This window comes from Acidovorax facilis, from assembly GCF_050626955.1.
Lineage (GTDB): Bacteria > Pseudomonadota > Gammaproteobacteria > Burkholderiales > Burkholderiaceae_C > Acidovorax > Acidovorax facilis.
In genome coordinates, this window is the sequence record NZ_CP192460.1 from 5,185,370 (window position 1) to 5,201,793 (window position 16,424).

General features: G+C 67.7%; 17 protein-coding genes. 11 read left to right on the top strand and 6 right to left on the bottom strand.

Annotated features, from left to right (window positions below; all coding sequences use genetic code 11):
- The 5 genes from ACQ4MJ_RS23780 to ACQ4MJ_RS23800 all read left to right on the top strand — a co-directional run bounded on the left by ACQ4MJ_RS23780 (position 1) and on the right by ACQ4MJ_RS23800 (position 3,479).
- Positions 1-666: a LysE family translocator gene (locus ACQ4MJ_RS23780; RefSeq protein ID WP_431151029.1), complete on the top strand. Its 666-nt coding sequence runs from the start codon at positions 1-3 to the stop codon at positions 664-666.
- Positions 667-689: 23 nt separating this feature from the next.
- Complete coding sequence (trpD, locus tag ACQ4MJ_RS23785) at positions 690-1,727, top strand: anthranilate phosphoribosyltransferase (protein WP_055395612.1); 1,038 nt, start codon at positions 690-692, stop codon at positions 1,725-1,727.
- A gap of 7 nt (positions 1,728-1,734) precedes the next feature.
- The gene (locus ACQ4MJ_RS23790; RefSeq protein WP_176887327.1) at positions 1,735-1,899 is read left to right on the top strand and encodes a hypothetical protein; all 165 of its coding nucleotides are present in this window, start codon (positions 1,735-1,737) and stop codon (positions 1,897-1,899) included.
- Positions 1,889-2,692 carry an indole-3-glycerol phosphate synthase TrpC gene (gene trpC, locus ACQ4MJ_RS23795; RefSeq protein ID WP_056065300.1) on the top strand — a complete coding sequence of 268 codons (804 nt, stop codon included), beginning with the start codon at positions 1,889-1,891 and terminating at the stop codon, positions 2,690-2,692. The genes ACQ4MJ_RS23790 and trpC overlap by 11 nt, the downstream gene beginning before the upstream one ends.
- Positions 2,693-2,762: 70 nt before the next feature.
- Positions 2,763-3,479 (top strand): uracil-DNA glycosylase, encoded by a 717-nt coding sequence (locus tag ACQ4MJ_RS23800; RefSeq protein WP_121421410.1) that lies wholly within the window; start codon positions 2,763-2,765, stop codon positions 3,477-3,479.
- Positions 3,480-3,609: 130 nt separating this feature from the next.
- Here ACQ4MJ_RS23800 and ACQ4MJ_RS23805 read toward each other — a convergent pair whose 3' ends face one another.
- The gene (locus tag ACQ4MJ_RS23805) at positions 3,610-4,521 is read right to left on the bottom strand and encodes a LysR family transcriptional regulator (RefSeq protein ID WP_431151028.1); all 912 of its coding nucleotides are present in this window, start codon (positions 4,519-4,521) and stop codon (positions 3,610-3,612) included.
- 152 nt (positions 4,522-4,673) lie between these two features.
- Between ACQ4MJ_RS23805 and ACQ4MJ_RS23810 the strand changes: the two genes are divergently transcribed.
- Both ACQ4MJ_RS23810 and ACQ4MJ_RS23815 read left to right on the top strand, forming a co-directional pair.
- On the top strand, positions 4,674-5,657 hold the full coding sequence (locus ACQ4MJ_RS23810; protein WP_431151026.1) for a Bug family tripartite tricarboxylate transporter substrate binding protein: 984 nt from the start codon (positions 4,674-4,676) through the stop codon (positions 5,655-5,657).
- Positions 5,658-5,821: 164 nt separating this feature from the next.
- Positions 5,822-7,423, top strand: coding sequence for a gamma-glutamyltransferase family protein (locus ACQ4MJ_RS23815; protein WP_431151024.1), 1,602 nt, complete (start codon positions 5,822-5,824; stop codon positions 7,421-7,423).
- A 29-nt stretch (positions 7,424-7,452) separates the two neighbouring features.
- On the opposite strand, the gene ACQ4MJ_RS23820 is transcribed toward ACQ4MJ_RS23815, so the two are convergent.
- A complete protein-coding gene (locus ACQ4MJ_RS23820) occupies positions 7,453-8,091 on the bottom strand; it encodes a hypothetical protein (RefSeq protein ID WP_431151023.1) in 639 nt (212 codons plus the stop codon).
- Positions 8,092-8,150: 59 nt separating this feature from the next.
- Here ACQ4MJ_RS23820 and ACQ4MJ_RS23825 point away from each other — a divergent pair, with 59 nt between their 5' ends.
- From ACQ4MJ_RS23825 to ACQ4MJ_RS23835, 3 genes are all read left to right on the top strand, one after another.
- Positions 8,151-8,750, top strand: coding sequence for a DUF2975 domain-containing protein (locus tag ACQ4MJ_RS23825; protein ID WP_082437325.1), 600 nt, complete (start codon positions 8,151-8,153; stop codon positions 8,748-8,750).
- 24 nt (positions 8,751-8,774) lie between these two features.
- Positions 8,775-9,044 (top strand): helix-turn-helix domain-containing protein, encoded by a 270-nt coding sequence (locus ACQ4MJ_RS23830; protein WP_176887319.1) that lies wholly within the window; start codon positions 8,775-8,777, stop codon positions 9,042-9,044.
- Positions 9,045-9,129: 85 nt separating this feature from the next.
- Positions 9,130-9,744: a hypothetical protein gene (locus ACQ4MJ_RS23835; RefSeq protein ID WP_431151022.1), complete on the top strand. Its 615-nt coding sequence runs from the start codon at positions 9,130-9,132 to the stop codon at positions 9,742-9,744.
- A gap of 27 nt (positions 9,745-9,771) precedes the next feature.
- On the opposite strand, the gene ACQ4MJ_RS23840 is transcribed toward ACQ4MJ_RS23835, so the two are convergent.
- From ACQ4MJ_RS23840 to ACQ4MJ_RS23855, 4 genes are all read right to left on the bottom strand, one after another.
- A complete protein-coding gene (locus ACQ4MJ_RS23840; RefSeq protein WP_431151021.1) occupies positions 9,772-10,677 on the bottom strand; it encodes a DMT family transporter in 906 nt (301 codons plus the stop codon).
- Positions 10,674-11,819 carry a tRNA preQ1(34) S-adenosylmethionine ribosyltransferase-isomerase QueA gene (queA, locus tag ACQ4MJ_RS23845; protein WP_431151019.1) on the bottom strand — a complete coding sequence of 382 codons (1,146 nt, stop codon included), beginning with the start codon at positions 11,817-11,819 and terminating at the stop codon, positions 10,674-10,676. Before queA ends, ACQ4MJ_RS23840 begins: the two co-directional genes overlap by 4 nt.
- Before the next feature lie 90 nt (positions 11,820-11,909).
- Positions 11,910-12,866, bottom strand: coding sequence for a 1-phosphofructokinase family hexose kinase (locus ACQ4MJ_RS23850; protein WP_431151017.1), 957 nt, complete (start codon positions 12,864-12,866; stop codon positions 11,910-11,912).
- Between the two features lie 4 nt (positions 12,867-12,870).
- Positions 12,871-14,151, bottom strand: coding sequence for an HD-GYP domain-containing protein (locus ACQ4MJ_RS23855; protein ID WP_055395633.1), 1,281 nt, complete (start codon positions 14,149-14,151; stop codon positions 12,871-12,873).
- Positions 14,152-14,254: 103 nt separating this feature from the next.
- Between ACQ4MJ_RS23855 and recG the strand changes: the two genes are divergently transcribed.
- Complete coding sequence (recG, locus tag ACQ4MJ_RS23860) at positions 14,255-16,411, top strand: ATP-dependent DNA helicase RecG (protein WP_121421400.1); 2,157 nt, start codon at positions 14,255-14,257, stop codon at positions 16,409-16,411.
- The last annotated feature ends 13 nt before the right edge of the window (positions 16,412-16,424 follow it).

Genomic DNA, 16,424 nt, shown 5'->3' on the forward strand with positions numbered 1-16,424 from the left:
ATGCCCGAACTTCATCAACTGCTCATGTTCATCGCGGCCGGCTGGCTGCTCAACCTCACGCCCGGGCCCGATGTGCTCTACATCGTTACCAACGCGCTGCGTTCCGGCACACGCGCTGGCATCGTGGCGGGGCTGGGCATCACGGCCGGGTGTTTTGTGCACATCTTTGCGGCCGCCGTGGGCGTGGGCGCGCTGCTGGCCACGTCGGCCACGGCGTTCACGGTGCTCAAGTGGATCGGCGCGGCCTACCTGATGTGGATGGGCGTGCGTATGCTGCTGTCCAAGCCCGGTGCTGACGCGGGCAACAGTGCAGCGCTGGCGGCGGCTCAGGCGGCCCCTGCGCCGCACACGCCGCTTCGCAAGGTGTTCCTGGGGGGCTTCTGGACCAATGTGCTCAACCCCAAGGTCGCCATCTTCTTCCTGGCCTTTGTGCCGCAGTTCATCGCGCCGGGCTCCGACAACAAGGCGCTGGCCTTTGTGCTGCTGGGCGTGCTGTTCAACGTGAACGCCATCCCCGTCAATGTGGGCTGGGCGCTGGCCGCTTCGTGGATGGCGCGCCGTGCCACAGCCATCCAGCGCGGCATGCACTGGCTGGACCGCGTGGCGGGCGCCATGTTCATCGGCTTCGGACTCAAGCTGGCCTTTACTGATCAACCGGCGGCCTGACCGCCACCCCAGGAGACACCGTCATGCCCATCACTCCCCAGGAAGCGCTGCAGCGCACCATCGAGCACCGCGAAATCTTCCATGACGAAATGCTGCATCTGATGCGCCTCATCATGAATGGCGAGCTGTCGCCCGTCATGACCGCAGCCATCATCACCGGCCTGCGCGTGAAGAAGGAAACCATTGGCGAGATCACCGCCGCCGCGCAGGTGATGCGCGAGTTCAGTACCAAGGTGCACGTCAAGGACGCGACCCACATGGTGGACATCGTGGGCACGGGCGGCGACGGTGCCAACACCTTCAACATCTCCACCTGCTCGATGTTCGTGGCCGCCGCAGCGGGCGCCAAGGTCAGCAAACATGGCGGGCGCGGAGTGTCCAGCAAAAGCGGCAGCGCCGATGTGATGGAGGCCCTGGGCATCCACATCAACCTCAAACCCGAGCAGATCGCCCAGTGCATCGCTGAAGTCGGAATCGGCTTCATGTTCGCGCCCAACCACCACCCCGCCATGAAGAACGTGGCCCCGGTGCGCAAGGAACTGGGCGTGCGCACCATCTTCAACATCCTGGGCCCGCTGACCAACCCGGCCGGTGCGCCCAACATCCTGATGGGCGTGTTCCACCCCGACCTCGTCGGCATCCAGGTGCGCGCGCTGCAGCGCCTGGGCGCCGAGCACGCGCTGGTGGTGTACGGCCGTGATGGCATGGACGAAGTCAGCTTGGGCGCTGCCACTTTGGTGGGTGAGTTGAAAAACGGCCAGATCACCGAGTACGAAATCCACCCTGAGGACTTTGGCCTGCCGATGGCGAGCAATCGCGCGCTCAAGGTTGAGACGCCCGAGCAGTCGCGGGAGATGCTGATCGGCGTGCTCAAGGGTGAGCCTGGCGCCGCGCAAGACATCGTGTGTCTGAACGCAGGCGTGGCACTGTATGCCGCCAATGTGGTCGATTCGGTGCCCGCAGGCTTGGCCAAGGCCCGGGCCGTGATTGCGTCGGGCGCCGCGCTGGCCAAGCTGGAGCAGGTGGTCACGCGCACGCACGCGCTGGCCACGGCGGCCTGACACGGCCATGTGGCGCGACCCTGGCACCTGGATTGCACTGGGCATCTCTGCCCTTTTCATCGTGGCCGGGTTTGTGATGCACCGCGTGTTCACCAAAATTCTGAAACAGGGCTCCCCTGAGTCCGACGACACCGAAACCGACAACCCAAAGGCCGCGCACCATGAGCAGTGACATCCTCAACAAAATCGTCGCCGTCAAGCACGAAGAAGTAGCGGCAGCAAAAAAGCGCCTGTCCTTTGAAGCCATGCGCGCCGACGCCGAGAGCCGTGTGCTCACGCGCGACTTTGAAGGCGCGCTGCGCGCCAAGATCGCCAAGGGCCAGGCGGCGGTGATTGCCGAGATCAAGAAGGCCAGCCCCAGCAAGGGGGTGCTGCGCGCCGACTTCGAGCCCGCTGACATTGCCCAGAGCTATATGGAAGGCGATGGCAAGGTGAGCGCGGCCTGCCTGTCGGTACTGACCGACCGGCAGTTCTTTCAGGGCCAGCCCGACTACCTGAAACAAGCCCGCGCCAGCACGTTGCTTCCTGTGCTGCGCAAGGATTTCATGGTGGATGCGTACCAGATCTACGAATCGCGCGCCATGGGCGCCGACGCCATCCTGCTGATTGCGGCCAGCCTGGACGACGCCCAGATGGCCGACTTCGAGGCCATTGCCCGCAGCCTGGACATGGCGGTGCTGGTGGAGGTGCATGACCGGCCCGAACTGGAGCGGGCTCTGAAGCTCAAGACTCCGCTGGTCGGCATCAACAACCGCAACCTGCGCACATTCGAGGTCACGCTGGACACCACGCTCTCCATGCTCAAGGACGTGCCTGCGGACCGGCTTCTCGTCACCGAGTCGGGCATCTTGAAGCCTGCCGATGTGAAGGCCATGCGCGACGCAGGTGTGCACGCCTTCTTGGTGGGCGAAGCCTTCATGCGGGCGGACGATCCGGGCCTGGCCCTGGCCAAGCTCTTTGGGTGAGAGAGGGTGAAAACTCCTGTTTTAATAGCTGCTTGCGCTTGATGGTAAAGCGCTAGAGCCTATTTTGACCATGAATTCAACTCCCCAGACCCCGGCCCAACTCCAAAGCGCCAACCCCGCCGACTGGCCCGTGGCGCCCGGCTGGCAGCCGTTGGCGGACGCCTTTTTTGCTGGCGCACGCGGGCAGGCGTTGCTCGCGTTCTTGCAGGCGCGGCTGCAGGCGGGTGCGGCGATCTTTCCGCCCCAGCCGCTGCGCGCGCTGGAGCTGACGCCGCCTGAGGACGTGCGCGTGGTCATCCTGGGGCAGGACCCGTACCACGGCCGGGGCCAGGCCGAGGGGTTGGCGTTTTCGGTGGCGCCGGGCGTGCGCCTGCCGCCCTCGCTGCAGAATATCTTCAAGGAAATGCAGCGCGACCTGGGGGTGGCCTTCCCCCCGTTCCCGAACCCCGGCGGCAGCCTGGTCAAGTGGGCGAAGAACGGTGTGCTGCTGCTCAACACCTGCCTCACGGTGGAAGAGGGCCAGGCCGCCAGCCATGCAGGCAAGGGCTGGGAGGAACTGACCGACACCGTCATCCGCCATGTGGCCGAGGGCCCGCGTCCGGTGGTGTTCATGCTCTGGGGCTCGCACGCCCAGGGAAAGCGCGCGTGGATTCCCGCTGACCGCGGGCACCTGGTGCTCACGTCCAACCACCCCTCGCCCCTGTCGGCACTGCGCCCGCCTGTCCCTTTTATTGGCAACGGGCACTTTGGCAAGGCGCGGGATTTTCGCGCGCAGCACGGTTACTGAGCAGGGTTTGCAGCACCGCCTTCGCGTCACGCGCGGCGGGGTGCCGGTGGATGCCACGGTGCCCGGGGGGCGGCGATTCGCCTGGGGCTGCCGGGTGATGACCAGCACGCCGGATAACCGACGCCAAGGGCTACCACGGCTGCGGTAGCCGTTCCTTGAGCAGCTCCAGAAACGCTTGCGCCGCCACCGGCAGGCTGCGCCCGGCCAGGGTCTGGATTTCGATGTCGCGCAGGTCCATGCCGGGGTCGCTGATGGGCAGGGCCACGATGGCGCCTTCGGCCACCAGGTGGCGCACGGCGATCTCGCTGGCCACGGACAGGCCGCCGCCCAGCTGTACAAAGTTGACCACCGTCTTGGCGTGGTTGCTGATGAGCACGGCGTCGAGCTGCAGGCCCTGGCGGCTGCAGACGATGTCGATCATCTGGCGCACCGTGGTCTCGGGCGGGGGCAGCGCCAAGGGGTATTCGGCCATCTGCGTCAGGGTCACGCTGCCCGCGCTGGCCAGCGGGTGGCTAGGCGGCAGCAGGGCCAGCACCGGGGCGCTCTGGCGGTAGGCCACGTCGATGTCCTTGTGCGGTGCACGGCTGAAGCACAGGCCGATGTCGGCTGCGCCGCTGCGCACGGCGTCGGGCACCTGGGCCGTGGGCAGGGCGATCACGCTGAACTGCACCCCTGCGTACGTGCGCTGGAACTCCACGCACAGGCGCGGCACCAGTTCGTTCGCAAACGCATCCGATGTGGCCAGGCGCACCTGCCCCGCACGCAGGCCCTGCAGCGCGCCGATCTCGCCCAGCGCGCGCTCGGCGTCCAGCAACGTGCGGCGCGCGTGCACCGCCAGGATTTCGCCCGCCGCCGTCAGCACCATGCCGCGCGGGTGGCGCTCAAAGAGGGGCGTGCCCAGCTGGGCCTCCAGCCCCGCGATCTGGCGGCTCAGTGCCGAGGCGGCCACATGCAGCCGGGCCGAAGCCTCGGTGAGCGATCCACTCTGCGCCACGGCCAGAAAGTAGCGCAGGGTGGTGTCTTGCAGCAGGTGGGGACGCATGGTGGAAGGGGCGGAAAGGGAGGTGTTCAGTATGCGCCGGTTTGCCGTGGTGGCAAAGCAGCTTGCTGAAATGCTGTTGGTCAAGCAAGGCGCAGCTTCCTAAGATGGTTCCATCCTCTGTTGTGTCCGATTTCTTTGCGGGAGTGCTCTGTATGCGTCTACTTTCCTGGGGCCGTGGTGTCTGGGGCCTGGCCGGCCTGCTGGTGCTGGCATCTGCCGCGCAGGCACAAGCCAATTGGCCGGATCGCCCCGTGCGGGTGATCGTGCCCTTCCCAGCCAGCGGCGCGACCGACCTGGTGGCCCGCGTGGTCACCCAGCGCGTGGCGGCCGACCTGGGCCAGCAACTGGTGGTGGACAACAAGCCCGGCGCGGGCGGCACCCTGGGCACGGCCGAGGCGGCCAAGGCCGCACCCGACGGCTACACCCTGCTGCTGACCACCAGCAGCACACATGCCATCTCGCCCCACCTCATGCTCAAGCTGGCCTACGACCCACGCAAGGACTTTGTGCCCGTCGCCCATGTGGCCGACGCGCCCAGCGTGCTGCTCGTCACCAACTCGCTGCCGGTCAAGACCGTGGGCGAACTGATTGCCTACGCCAAGGCCCACCCCGGCAAGCTCAACTACGCCACCAGCGGCAACGGCACCATCGTGCACCTGAACACTGCGGCCTTCAGCGCCCAGGCGGGTGTGGAGATGACGCACATCCCCTACAAGGGCACGGCCCTGGCCATCCCTGACCTGATTGCCGGGCAGACGCATGTGCTGTTCGATTCCCTGCCCACCGGCATGCCGCACGCCAAGGCCGGCCGCCTGCGCGCACTGGCCGTGACCAGCGAAAAGCGCAGCACCCTGGCGCCCGAGCTGCCCACGCTGGCCGAATCTGGCCTGCCCGGCTATTCGTCGGTGACCTGGTTTGGCGTGTACCTGCCCGCCGGGGCTCCCCCCGCCTTGGTGGACCGCGTGCACAAGGCTTTTGCCAGGGCCGTGCAGGCGCCCGAGGTGGCCGAGAGCCTGGCCAAGCTGGGCGTCGAGCCCGCCGCGCCGCGCACACCCGCGCAGTTTGGTGCCATGGTGCAGGCGGACAGCAACCGCTGGGCGACGGTGATTCGCCAACACAAAATAAGCATTGAATAACCCCCCTGAGGCGCTGCGCGCCTTCCCCCCGCTCTCGCACCGCTGCGCGATGCGGGCGAGGGGACGACACCCTCGGTGCGGGGCGGCCCTTCCTCGGTGTCCTTTTCCTCGGACACGCCAGTTTTCATCCGAGCGGGTCCTGGCCCGCCATGGAGTCCCATCACATGAACCCCCAAGCCCTCGACTGGTCCCTTCCCTACGCCTCCCACCGCAGCGCGGTGATGGGCCGCAATGTGGTCTCCACGTCGCAACCACTGGCGGCGCAGGCGGGGCTGCGCATGCTTCTGGCCGGTGGCAACGCGGTGGACGCCGCCATTGCCGTCGCCATGGCGCTCACGGTGGTGGAGCCCACGGGCTGCGGCCTGGGCAGCGACGGGTTTGCCATCGTGTGGGATGGCAAGGAGCTGCACGGCCTCAATGCCTCGGGCCGCTCGCCCGCAGCGTGGACGCCTGAATACTTCGAAAAATTGGGTGGCATCCCCGAGACGGGCTGGAACGCCGTCACCGTGCCGGGTGCCGTGTCGGCCTGGGTGGCGCTCTCCAAGCGCCTGGGCAAGCTGCCGTTTGCACAACTGGCCCAGCCCGCCATCGACTATGCGCGCAATGGCTTCCCGGTGTCGCCCACCATCGCCCGCCTGTGGGCGCTGGGCGCGGCCAAGCTGGGCACGCAGCCCGGGTTTGCCGAGTGCTTCATGCCGAATGGTCGCGTGCCCCAGGCGGGCGAAATCTTCCGCAGCGAAGCCCATGCGCGCACGCTGGAGCTGATTGCCGAGACCGAGGGCGAGGCTTTCTACCGCGGCGTGATCGCCGAGCGCATCGCAGCACATTCGCAGGCCCATGGCGGCGCCATGACGATGGCCGACCTGGCCGCGCACCAGGCCGACTGGGTTGGCACCGTCCAGCAGCGGTTTGGCGAGTCGGTGGTCCATGAGATTCCGCCCAACGGCCAGGGCATTGCCGCACTGATGGCGCTGGGCATGCTCGACGCGCATGGCATCGGCGCTCACCCGGTGGACGATGTGGAGACCGTGCACGCCAGCATCGAGGCCATGAAGCTCGCTTTTGCCGACCTGCACCAGTACAACGCCGACATCGACGCCATGCACGTCAAGCCCGATGCGCTGCTGAACCCCGACTACCTGCGCGGCCGCGCCGCGCTGATCGACACCACGCGCGCTGGCGACCCTGGCTACGGCGCTCCGCGCCCCGGCGGCACGGTGTACCTGGCGGCGGCCGACGCGTCCGGCATGATGGTCTCGTTCATCCAGTCCAACTACATGGGCTTTGGCTCGGGCGTAGTGGTGCCGGGCACGGGCATCAGCCTGCAGAACCGCGGCCACGGCTTCAACCTGATCCCGGGCCACGCCAACCAGGTGGCGCCGCGCAAGCGCCCCTCGCACACCATCATCCCGGCCTTTGCCATGCATGCCGACGGCACGCCCCAGATGGCGTTTGGCGTGATGGGCGGGCCGATGCAGAGCCAGGGCCACACCCAGATGGCACTGCGCGTGCTGCGCTACGGCCAGAACCCGCAGGCGGCGGCCGATGCGCCCCGCTGGCGTGTGACGGGCGGCAAGGGTGTGGCCGTGGAGCCAGGCTTTGACCCTGCCGTGGTCGCCGCGCTGCGCGCGCGCGGGCACGAAGTGACGGTGGAAGAGGGCAACGGCGTGTTCGCCTTTGGCGGCGCCCAGCTGGTGCTGAAGAACGGCAACAGCTACATCGCAGGCTCCGACCCGCGCAAGGACGGGCACGCGGTAGCGTTCTGACGGCCTTGCGCGCAGCGCACTGAGGCGGCTCAGCGCGTTGTGCAGGCCGGAAACCGCTTGGCGAGCTCGTGCGCTGGCATCGTCTCCGCAAGGTCGAGGTTGCGCACCAGCGGGATGTATTCCCCTGTGTCGGTGAATCGCAAGAGGGTGGTCACGACGCGGCTGCCGGAGCCGCCTTGTTGACAGCCCGACAGTTCCAGCCCCAGGCCCAGCTGGCGGGAACCATCGTCCGTGCCTTTCCAGCCCATGGCCCGCTCTCGCAGAGCCTGCAGGCGCGGCAGGGCGGCGGGGTCGATCCGCCAGACCTGCACATGGGTCCGGGACGTTTCATATTCCGCGAGCACGCTGCGATCGGCCGTGCTGCGCAGCTCCTGCAGGGGCAATTTTTCTTCCAGGCGCTCGGTGGCGATGGCTCCCCCGGGCTTGCGCAGCGTGCGCGAAACGCTCACCGTGAGCTCCAGTGCGTTGCCATGAAGCTGCAGGCCCGGGCTGTGTACCACGGCGGCGCGCAGCGCGGCGGGGTCCAGCGTCTCCAGCTGGAGCTGCCGCAGCTTCCACAGTGATGACACCGGCACACTGCCACAGGCCGACAGCAGCACCAGGGCCAAAAAACACGAGAAAGCACGGAGAAAAGCCAAAGGGCGCAGGGGCGTTGGGAAAAAAAGCATGGTAGTAAATTTCTGTTTGACGGTATATTATTATTGTTTTACAGAAAAATTCACCAACCATGACGCAACATTTACCCCCATCGGTATCTTCTGTTCACAGCCCCTCGTTTCGCCGCCTGGCCTGGGGCCTTCTCGCGGCCAGCTGGGCGTGTGCCCTGGTATCGCTGGTGTTGTCGATGGCGCGCTGGGCGGCCATCGGGCATGAAACGGGTTGGGGTGGCTGGATGCCGCTTTCGGTGGTGCCCTCGCAGGCCTTGTTGGTCGGCCTCACACCGCCGCCCTCCATGGAGACCCATTGGCGCTGGGTGGGCGTGGCGCTGGAGTGCATTCCCGCTGCGGCCATGCTGTATGCGGTGCTGTGCGTGCATCGCATCTGCCGGTCCTTTCTGGCCGGGGCCGTGTTCGGGCCGGCGGTGGTGCACGGGTTCCGTGGCGTGGGCTGGGGCTTTTTGGCGATGTTCGTGACTTCACTCGTCTACCAGGCGGGGGTGACGGCGCTGCTGTCCTGGCTGGCTTCCGGCCAGCAGAACGGCCTGGTGGCGCTGGGCGTGGGGCCGTTTGAAATGAGCGTATTGGTCGTGGGGCTGATGATGTTGCTCCTGGGGCACGTGCTGGCCGAGGGCCACCGCCTGCAAGCCGAAGCGGATGCGTTTGTTTAGCAACTCGCCAGCGAAGGAATTCCCATGGCGATTGTCGTGACCCTGGATGAAATGCTCGCGCGCCGCAAGGTCAAGTCGCGCGATCTGGCGGCCCATGTGGGCATCACCGAGGCCAACCTGTCCCTGCTCAAGAGCGGCAAGGTCAAGGGCGTGCGTTTCGAGACCCTGTCCGCCATCTGCAGTTATCTGCAGTGCCAGCCGGCAGACCTGCTGGCCTGGGTGCCCGATGCGGAGTCGGAGGAGGGCGAGGCGCCTTCGCGTGGCGGGGCTGGTGGCTTGGCCCAGGGCGACTAGGGCAGTGCGAGGCACGCGCGGCTCCGGCCCGCGACTGGCCTGGGCAGTAGGTGGGGCGCTGTTGCTGCATGGGCTGGTTCTGGCGATGCTGAGCAGAAGCGATGGTGCTCTGCGAACTTCGCCCGAGCGCAGCGATGCACCTGCCATGGTATGGGTGACGCTGGTGCCGCTGCCCGCGTCTACGGCACCCAGCGAGCCGTTGCCAGCTGCCGTTCCCCAGCCTGCCGCTCCAACCCGGAGCGCCACACCCGTTGCCAGCGGGCAGGGCCCAAAGCAGGCCGTTACCCGCAGCGGGCGGCCGATCGCTGTGGAGCCTGCTGCGCCTGATGGCAGCGTGGAGCGCTTGACTGCCGCCCTGCCGGTTGCGCCCGCGCCGCAGGCGCCGGCATCCGGGCCGGGTGATGCCCCACGGGCTGCTCCCAGCATGGACGATGTGGCATGGGCGCTCCAGCGCGAGCGGGCCTGGCAGCGCCGGCAAGGCGCACAGCAACCACAGCCGCCGCATCAGCGCTGGGAAGTCGCTCCAGCGGGTGCCTTGGGATCTGGCATTGCCGAGCGCCACCTGCGCGGCGCAGAGGGCCGGCGCATGGTTCAGGCTGCGGGTCCCTGGGGCACCTACTGTGTGGAGTTGCCTTCGGCCAACCAGCCTCCGGCCATGGGGGCCGCGCCCCGCGTTGCGCCAACCAGCACCTGCCGCTGAATGCTGGGGCGGCGCTGGGCAGTGCCGTCAGCGCGTTTCCCGCACGGTCAGCCAGGTGCTGGCCGCGCCGCTGAGCACGATCGCGGCGATCCCGGCCATCGACCAGCTATCGGGCACATGGCGGTACACCAGCCAGCCCGCCAGCATGGCAAACCCGATCTGCGAATACAGGAACGGCGCGATCGTCACCGGCGTGGTGCGCGCATAGGCATGGAGCAGCAGCATGTGGCCCACCGCGCTCGACAGGCCCATGGTGAACATGCCCGCCCATAGCCACGGGTCGCTCACCGGCTGCCAGAAGAACGGCACGCCCAGCGACACCAGCGCGGTGGCGATCCAGCTGGTGTAGAGCTGCGTGGTGGCGGGGCTCTCCTGGCCTGCCATCTTGCTGCTCAACACCTGGTAGCCCGTGCCCGCAGCCAGCATGCACAGCGGCCACAGCAGCGCCCAGGTGAAGGCCTCGCCACCGGGCCGGATGATGACCAGCGTGCCCGCCAGGCCGGTGACCACCAGCAGCCAGCGCACCGCGCTCACGGGCTGGTGCAGCCACAGGGCCGCCACCACCGTCACACACAGCGGCACCGTGGCCACGATGGCCGTGAACTCCGCCAGCGGCAGGGCCGTGAGGCTGATGAAGCCGAACAGGCTGGTCATGGCGAACAGCGCACCGCGCAAGGCCTGGAAGCGGGGCTGTGTGGTGCGCAGGGCAGGGCGCCCCGCCCGTTGCAGCACGAAGGCGGTGGTCAGCAGCGACTGGAACACATAGCGCATCCACAGCGCCATGACGATGGGAACACCCACACTGACCAGCTTGCTCGCGGTGTCCAGCAGCGCAAAGAACGCGCAGGCCGTGACGGCAAGCGCGATGCCCGCCAGCGCCGCCCGTCGGCGGGCTGCAGGGCTGGTCGACGACGCAGGGCCTGAAGAACTCACGGCGTGCCGCGCGCACGCTCCAGCAGCATCGCGTCGCCATAACTGAAGAAGCGGTACTGCTGCGCAATCGCATGCCGGTACAGGCCCATGATGTGGGCGTAGCCCGCAAAGGCGCTCACCAGCATCATCAGCGTGCTTTTGGGCAGGTGGAAGTTGGTGACCAGCACATCCACTACCTGGAATGCAAAGCCCGGTGTGATGAAGATGTTGGTGTCGCCAGAGGCTTGGCCCGTCTTCGCCCAGGATTCGAGTGTGCGCACGGTGGTGGTGCCCACGGCCACCACACGGCCGCCGCGCTGGCGGCAGCGCTCCAGCGCGGCCAGCGTGGCCAGGGGCACCTCGTACCACTCGCTGTGCATCTGGTGCTCGGCCAGGTTTTCGGTCTTGCAAGGCTGGAAGGTGCCTGCGCCCACGTGCAGCGTGACGCTGGCGCGTTCGATGCCGCGTGCAGCCAGGTCGGCCAGCACGCCTTCGTCAAAGTGCAGCGCGGCCGTGGGTGCGGCCACGGCGCCGGGGTTGCGTGCAAACACGGTCTGGTAGCGCTGGCTGTCTTTGGCCTCGTCGGGGTCGTGGTCGGTGTTCTGATGGCGCTCGATGTAGGGCGGCAGCGGCAGGTGGCCGTGGCGGTCCATCAGCTCCCAGGGTGACTCGCCTGCGGGGCCGTGCAGCGCAAAGCGGAACAGCGGGCCGTCCTCGGTGGGCCAGCGGCCCAGCAGCTGCGCGTCAAAACCGCCCGCCTTGCGGCCACCGGCCATGTGCACCAAGCTGCCGGGCAGGGGCTTCTTGCTGACCTTCATGTGGGCCACGACTTCGTTACCCGGGTTGCCAGCCTCTGCGGGCAACACGCGTTCGATCAGCAGCTCCAGCTTGCCGCCGCTGGCCTTCTCGCCAAAGATGCGTGCCTTGACCACGCGCGTGTCGTTGAAGACGAGCAGGTCGCCCTCGCGCAGCAGGCCGGGCAGCTCGCGAAAGATGCGGTCCACCGGCTGCATGGCGCGGCCGTCCAGCAGGCGCGAGGCGCTGCGTTCGGGCGCGGGGTGCTGGGCAATGAGTTCGGGGGGCAGCGAGAAGTCGAAGTCGCTGAGGGTGAACACGCGGGGTGTTGTGGGGGCGCTGGCTGCGCCGCTGGAGAGATCAGTCATCGTGCTTGAGGGCCGAACGGGCCCGTGCCAAGGTAAAAATTGCGGAAGGCGCGATTGTCCCACGGGGCTGCAGGCCCTGCCGGCGCCGTGCTATGGCTGGGGGGTGAACACCACCGGTGCGGGCACACTGCGCACCAGCCGCCGCACGTCATCCGCCTGGGCCAGTGTGGTGCCTGGGTGCAGCAGCGCGGCCGCCCCGGCCGCCACACCCCAGCGCAGGGCCTCGGCCGGCGCATCGCCCCGGTCCAGCGCCCAGACCAGGGTCGCCAGAAAACAGTCGCCCGCGCCCGTGGTGCCGGTGGTGGCGGGTACGTTGAGGGCGGGCGCTTGCCACACGCCCTCGCGCGTGGCCAGCACGGCGCCTTGTTCGCCCACTGACAACGCCACGATCTCGGCGGCGCCGCTGTGCACCAGCGACTGGGCGGCGGTGCACCAGTCGGCCGCATGTTCCAGCGGCTTTTGCATCACGTCGCGCAGCTCGCGCAGGCTGGGCTTGACCAGCGCCACCCCGGCCTGCAATGCCGCCGCCAGCGGCGGCCCCGAGGTGTCGACGGCTACCCGCACGCCCCGGCCGGATGCGGCGCGCGCCAGCTGGGCGTAGAAGTCGTCCGGCGTGCCAGGCGGCAGGCTGCCGCTGGCAATCAGCCAGCGGGGTGGCGGTGTGTGGGTAGCCAGCGCATCCAGGCAGGCCTGCCACTCGCTGGCCTGCAGCGTGGGGCCGGGCAGCACAAAACGAAACTCCTGGCTTGTGGTGGTCTCGACCACCGAGAAGTTCTCGCGCGTATCGCCCGAAATTGGTTGCAGCAGCGTGGGCACGCCCTCCGCGGCCAGCAACTGCCGCACCTGTGTGCCCGCCGCACCGCCCGCCAGCGCCCAGGCGCACACATCTGCGCCCAGGCGGTGCAGCACCCGCGCCACGTTGATGCCTCCGCCACCCGCAAAGCGCTGCACCGGGCCGCAGCGCAGCTTGTGGGTGGGTGCAACGTGGTCGGTGGTGGTGGCCAGGTCGAGGGCGGGGTTCAGCGTGAGGGTGATCAGTGCGGGCATCGGGCTACCAGACCTTCTCGGCAAAGCCTGACCATAGCTCGTTCAGGTCCGGAAAGCGCCACTTGTCGGGGTCTTCGCGCGCAACGATCTTCTCGGTGCAGCCCGGGGCAGACAGGTCCACCATTTCTGGGGGGATGCGCAGGTCGGACTTGGTCGAGAAGAACACCTTGACCATGGGGGCGGTGAGTGCGGCGGCCGATTGCTCGGTGACCACGCCGATGCGGCCCGAGGTCAGGCGCACGAGCGAGCCCACAGGGTAGATGCCGATACTTTTGACAAAGGCCTGGAAGATGCGGGCGTCGAAATGGTCCTTGGTCCACTCGGCCATGCGGCGCAGTGACTCGGCGGGGTCCCATCCACGCTTGTAGGGCCGGTCGGAGGTGATGGCGTCGTACACGTCGCAAATGGCCGTCATGCGCGCGATCACGCTGATGCCTTCGCCCTGCAGCTTGTCGGGGTAGCCGGAGCCATCGACTTTTTCATGGTGGTGCAGACAGGCGTCCAGCACGGCGTCGGGCACGTTGCCGCCCTCCTTGAGCATGTGGTAGCCCTCCACCGGGTGGCTGCGCACCACGGTGAATTCCTGGTCGGTGAGCTTGCCAGGCTTGTTGAGCACGGCCAGCGGGATGGCCGCCTTGCCCAGATCGTGCAGCAGGCCTGCCATGCCCGCCAGCCGCTGCTGGTCGTCCTTGAGCTTGAGCTGCTTGGCCAGGGCCACCATCAGCGCGCACACCGCCACCGAGTGCATGTAGGTGTAGTCGTCGGCCGTTTTCAGGCGCGCCAGGCTGATGAGCGCGCCGGGGTTGCGGGTGACGGAATCCGAGATTTCTTCCACCAGGCTCTGTGCACTCGCCGAGTCCACCGCGCGGCCCATGCGGGCCTCGTTGAACATCGAGACCACGGCTTCTTTGGACTTCACGCAGATGGCAGCGGCCATCTTGAGTTCGCTGTGCATGTCCGCAGGATTGCGGTTGCGCTTGGGCGGCGGCGGTGGGGATGGCAGCGTGACTTTGATGGGCGGCAGGTCCTCCAGGCGGCTGAAGTCGGTGTCAATCTGCGCGTCGGCCTCCTCGCGCGACACCGACGCGGTGCCCGCCGCCACGTCCAGCCCCTTGTCGGTGTCAATCCAGATTTCCTGGATGGCAGTGGCTTGTATCCGGGCCAGGTCCCCGGGGTCTTTGAGCAAGAACTTGGCCCGCCAGAACGGGTGGTCCATCCATGACCCGCAGAACTCGTGCAGATACATGCCCAGGGTGAGATGCTGAATGTGAATGCGCTTGAGCATGGTAGGGGACCTGGACTCTGAATAAACGCCCGTCTTTAGGCGTAATCAACGGTAACCATGGTAGCCTTTTTGCCCCGCCCTTGTCGTTCGCAGAACCCGCTACATGCCCGCCGCAGCCCCCAGAGTTTCCCTTAGCGCCAAGGCTTCGGCAGCCCCTGCTGCCGCCAAAGGCGGCGCGTCGGTAGCGCAAAAGGCGCTGCAAAAGCTGGGGCTCCAACGTGACATCGACCTCGCCCTGCACCTGCCCCTGCGCTACGAGGATGAAACCCGCATCACCCCGCTGGCCAATGCGCGCGACGGGCAGATGGTGCAGATCGAAGCCACGGTGACCGCCTGCGAGATTCAGCTACGCCCGCGCCGCCAGCTGCTGGTGCAGGTGGAGGACGAGACCGGCTCATGCGAGCTGCGCTTCTTCAGCTTCTACCCCTCGCACCAGAAAACCCTCGCCGTGGGTGCGCGCCTGCGCATCCGGGGTGAGATCAAGGGCGGCTTCTGGGGGCGGCAGATGATGCACCCGGCGTTCCGCGTGGCGGGCGGCGAGCTGCCTGCGGCGTTGACGCCCGTCTACCCCACCACGGCCGGTTTACCCCAGCCCTACCTGCGCCGTGCGGTGGTGGGCGCGCTGACGCGGGTGGACTTGTCAGACACCCTGCCACCCGGTGCCGAGCCGCCGGTGACTCGGGTTTATGGCCAAAATGGCCTCCAGCGCTTATTCAGCCTGCGCGAGGCGCTCACTTTTTTGCACCACCCCACGCCCGATGTGGCGCTTTCCACGCTGGAGGACCACAGCCACCCCGCGTGGCAGCGCCTCAAGGCCGAGGAGTTGCTGGCCCAGCAGCTGTCGCAGCAGCAGTCGCGCCGCGCACGCGACATGCTGCGTGCGCCCGTGTTGCGCGCCCAAAAAGCCGCCGACGGTGCCTTGCCGCTGCATGAGCAGTTGCTGGCCGTGCTGCCCTTCAGCCTCACCTCCGCCCAGCGCCGCGTGGGCGAAGAAATTGCCGCCGACCTGGCCCGCCAGGTGCCCATGCACCGGCTGCTGCAGGGTGATGTGGGCTCGGGCAAAACCGTGGTCTCGGCCCTGGCCGCCTGCCTGGCCATGGACGCGGGCTGGCAGTGCGCGCTGATGGCGCCCACCGAAATCCTGGCCGAGCAGCATTTCGCCAAGATGATCGGCTGGCTCGAACCCCTGCTGGCCGAGCGCGGCCGCAAGGTGGCCTGGCTGGTGGGCGGGCAAAAGAAAAAGGACCGCGCCGCCATGCTGGCGCTGGTGGCCAGCGGCGAGGCCGCGCTGGTGGTGGGCACCCACGCCGTGATCCAGGAGCAGGTGCAGTTCAAGAACCTGGCGCTGGCCATCATCGACGAGCAGCACCGTTTTGGCGTGGCGCAGCGGCTTGCCTTGCGGCAGAAACTCGCTGCCCATGGCATGGAGCCCCACATGCTCATGATGAGTGCCACCCCTATCCCGCGCACGCTGGCCATGAGCTACTACGCCGACCTCGATGTGTCGGTCATCGATGAGCTGCCCCCGGGCCGCACGCCCATCGTCACCAAACTCATTGCCGACAGCCGCAAGGACGAGGTGATCGCACGCATCGGCGCCCAGGTCGAGGCCGGGCGGCAGGTGTATTGGGTGTGCCCGCTGATCGAAGAGAGCGAGGCGCTGGACCTCTCCAACGCCACCGCCACCCACGCCGATCTGAGCGAGGCCTTGCCGGGCTGCATGGTCGGTCTGCTGCACTCGCGCATGCCCACGGCCGAGAAGAAGGCCGTGATGGCGCTCTTCACCAGCGGCCAGATGGGCGTGCTGGTCAGCACCACGGTGATCGAGGTGGGCGTGGACGTGCCCAACGCGTCCCTCATGGTCATTGAGCACGCCGAGCGGTTTGGCCTTTCCCAACTGCACCAGCTGCGCGGCCGGGTGGGGCGGGGTGCGGCGGCCTCGGCCTGCGTGCTGCTGTATGCCACCAACGACAGCGGCCGCGTGGGCGAAACCGCCAAGGAGCGCCTGCGCGCCATGGCCGAAACCAACGACGGCTTCGAGATCGCCCGGCGCGATCTGGAGATTCGCGGCCCCGGTGAGTTTCTGGGCGCGCGCCAGTCGGGGGATGCGCTGCTGCGCTTTGCCGACCTGGCGACCGACACGCACCTGCTCGAATGGGCGCGCGAACTGGCGCCGCAGATGCTGGACCGGTATCCTGACCTGGCCGCAAAGCACGTCGCGCGCTGGTTGGGTGGAAAATCCGACTATCTCAAGGCATGACACGGCCTGCTGG

Bases quoted from the DNA above. Each gene is read 5' to 3' on its own strand.
- ACQ4MJ_RS23780 (WP_431151029.1), top strand. From the start codon at position 1: ATGCCCGAACTTCATCAACTGCTCATGTTCATCGCGGCCGGCTGGCTG.
- trpD (WP_055395612.1), top strand. From the start codon at position 690: ATGCCCATCACTCCCCAGGAAGCGCTGCAGCGCACCATCGAGCACCGC.
- ACQ4MJ_RS23790 (WP_176887327.1), top strand. From the start codon at position 1,735: ATGTGGCGCGACCCTGGCACCTGGATTGCACTGGGCATCTCTGCCCTT.
- trpC (WP_056065300.1), top strand. From the start codon at position 1,889: ATGAGCAGTGACATCCTCAACAAAATCGTCGCCGTCAAGCACGAAGAA.
- ACQ4MJ_RS23800 (WP_121421410.1), top strand. From the start codon at position 2,763: ATGAATTCAACTCCCCAGACCCCGGCCCAACTCCAAAGCGCCAACCCC.
- ACQ4MJ_RS23805 (WP_431151028.1), bottom strand. From the start codon at position 4,521: ATGCGTCCCCACCTGCTGCAAGACACCACCCTGCGCTACTTTCTGGCC.
- ACQ4MJ_RS23810 (WP_431151026.1), top strand. From the start codon at position 4,674: ATGCGTCTACTTTCCTGGGGCCGTGGTGTCTGGGGCCTGGCCGGCCTG.
- ACQ4MJ_RS23815 (WP_431151024.1), top strand. From the start codon at position 5,822: ATGAACCCCCAAGCCCTCGACTGGTCCCTTCCCTACGCCTCCCACCGC.
- ACQ4MJ_RS23820 (WP_431151023.1), bottom strand. From the start codon at position 8,091: ATGCTTTTTTTCCCAACGCCCCTGCGCCCTTTGGCTTTTCTCCGTGCT.
- ACQ4MJ_RS23825 (WP_082437325.1), top strand. From the start codon at position 8,151: ATGACGCAACATTTACCCCCATCGGTATCTTCTGTTCACAGCCCCTCG.
- ACQ4MJ_RS23830 (WP_176887319.1), top strand. From the start codon at position 8,775: ATGGCGATTGTCGTGACCCTGGATGAAATGCTCGCGCGCCGCAAGGTC.
- ACQ4MJ_RS23835 (WP_431151022.1), top strand. From the start codon at position 9,130: ATGCTGAGCAGAAGCGATGGTGCTCTGCGAACTTCGCCCGAGCGCAGC.
- queA (WP_431151019.1), bottom strand. From the start codon at position 11,819: ATGACTGATCTCTCCAGCGGCGCAGCCAGCGCCCCCACAACACCCCGC.
- ACQ4MJ_RS23850 (WP_431151017.1), bottom strand. From the start codon at position 12,866: ATGCCCGCACTGATCACCCTCACGCTGAACCCCGCCCTCGACCTGGCC.
- ACQ4MJ_RS23855 (WP_055395633.1), bottom strand. From the start codon at position 14,151: ATGCTCAAGCGCATTCACATTCAGCATCTCACCCTGGGCATGTATCTG.
- recG (WP_121421400.1), top strand. From the start codon at position 14,255: ATGCCCGCCGCAGCCCCCAGAGTTTCCCTTAGCGCCAAGGCTTCGGCA.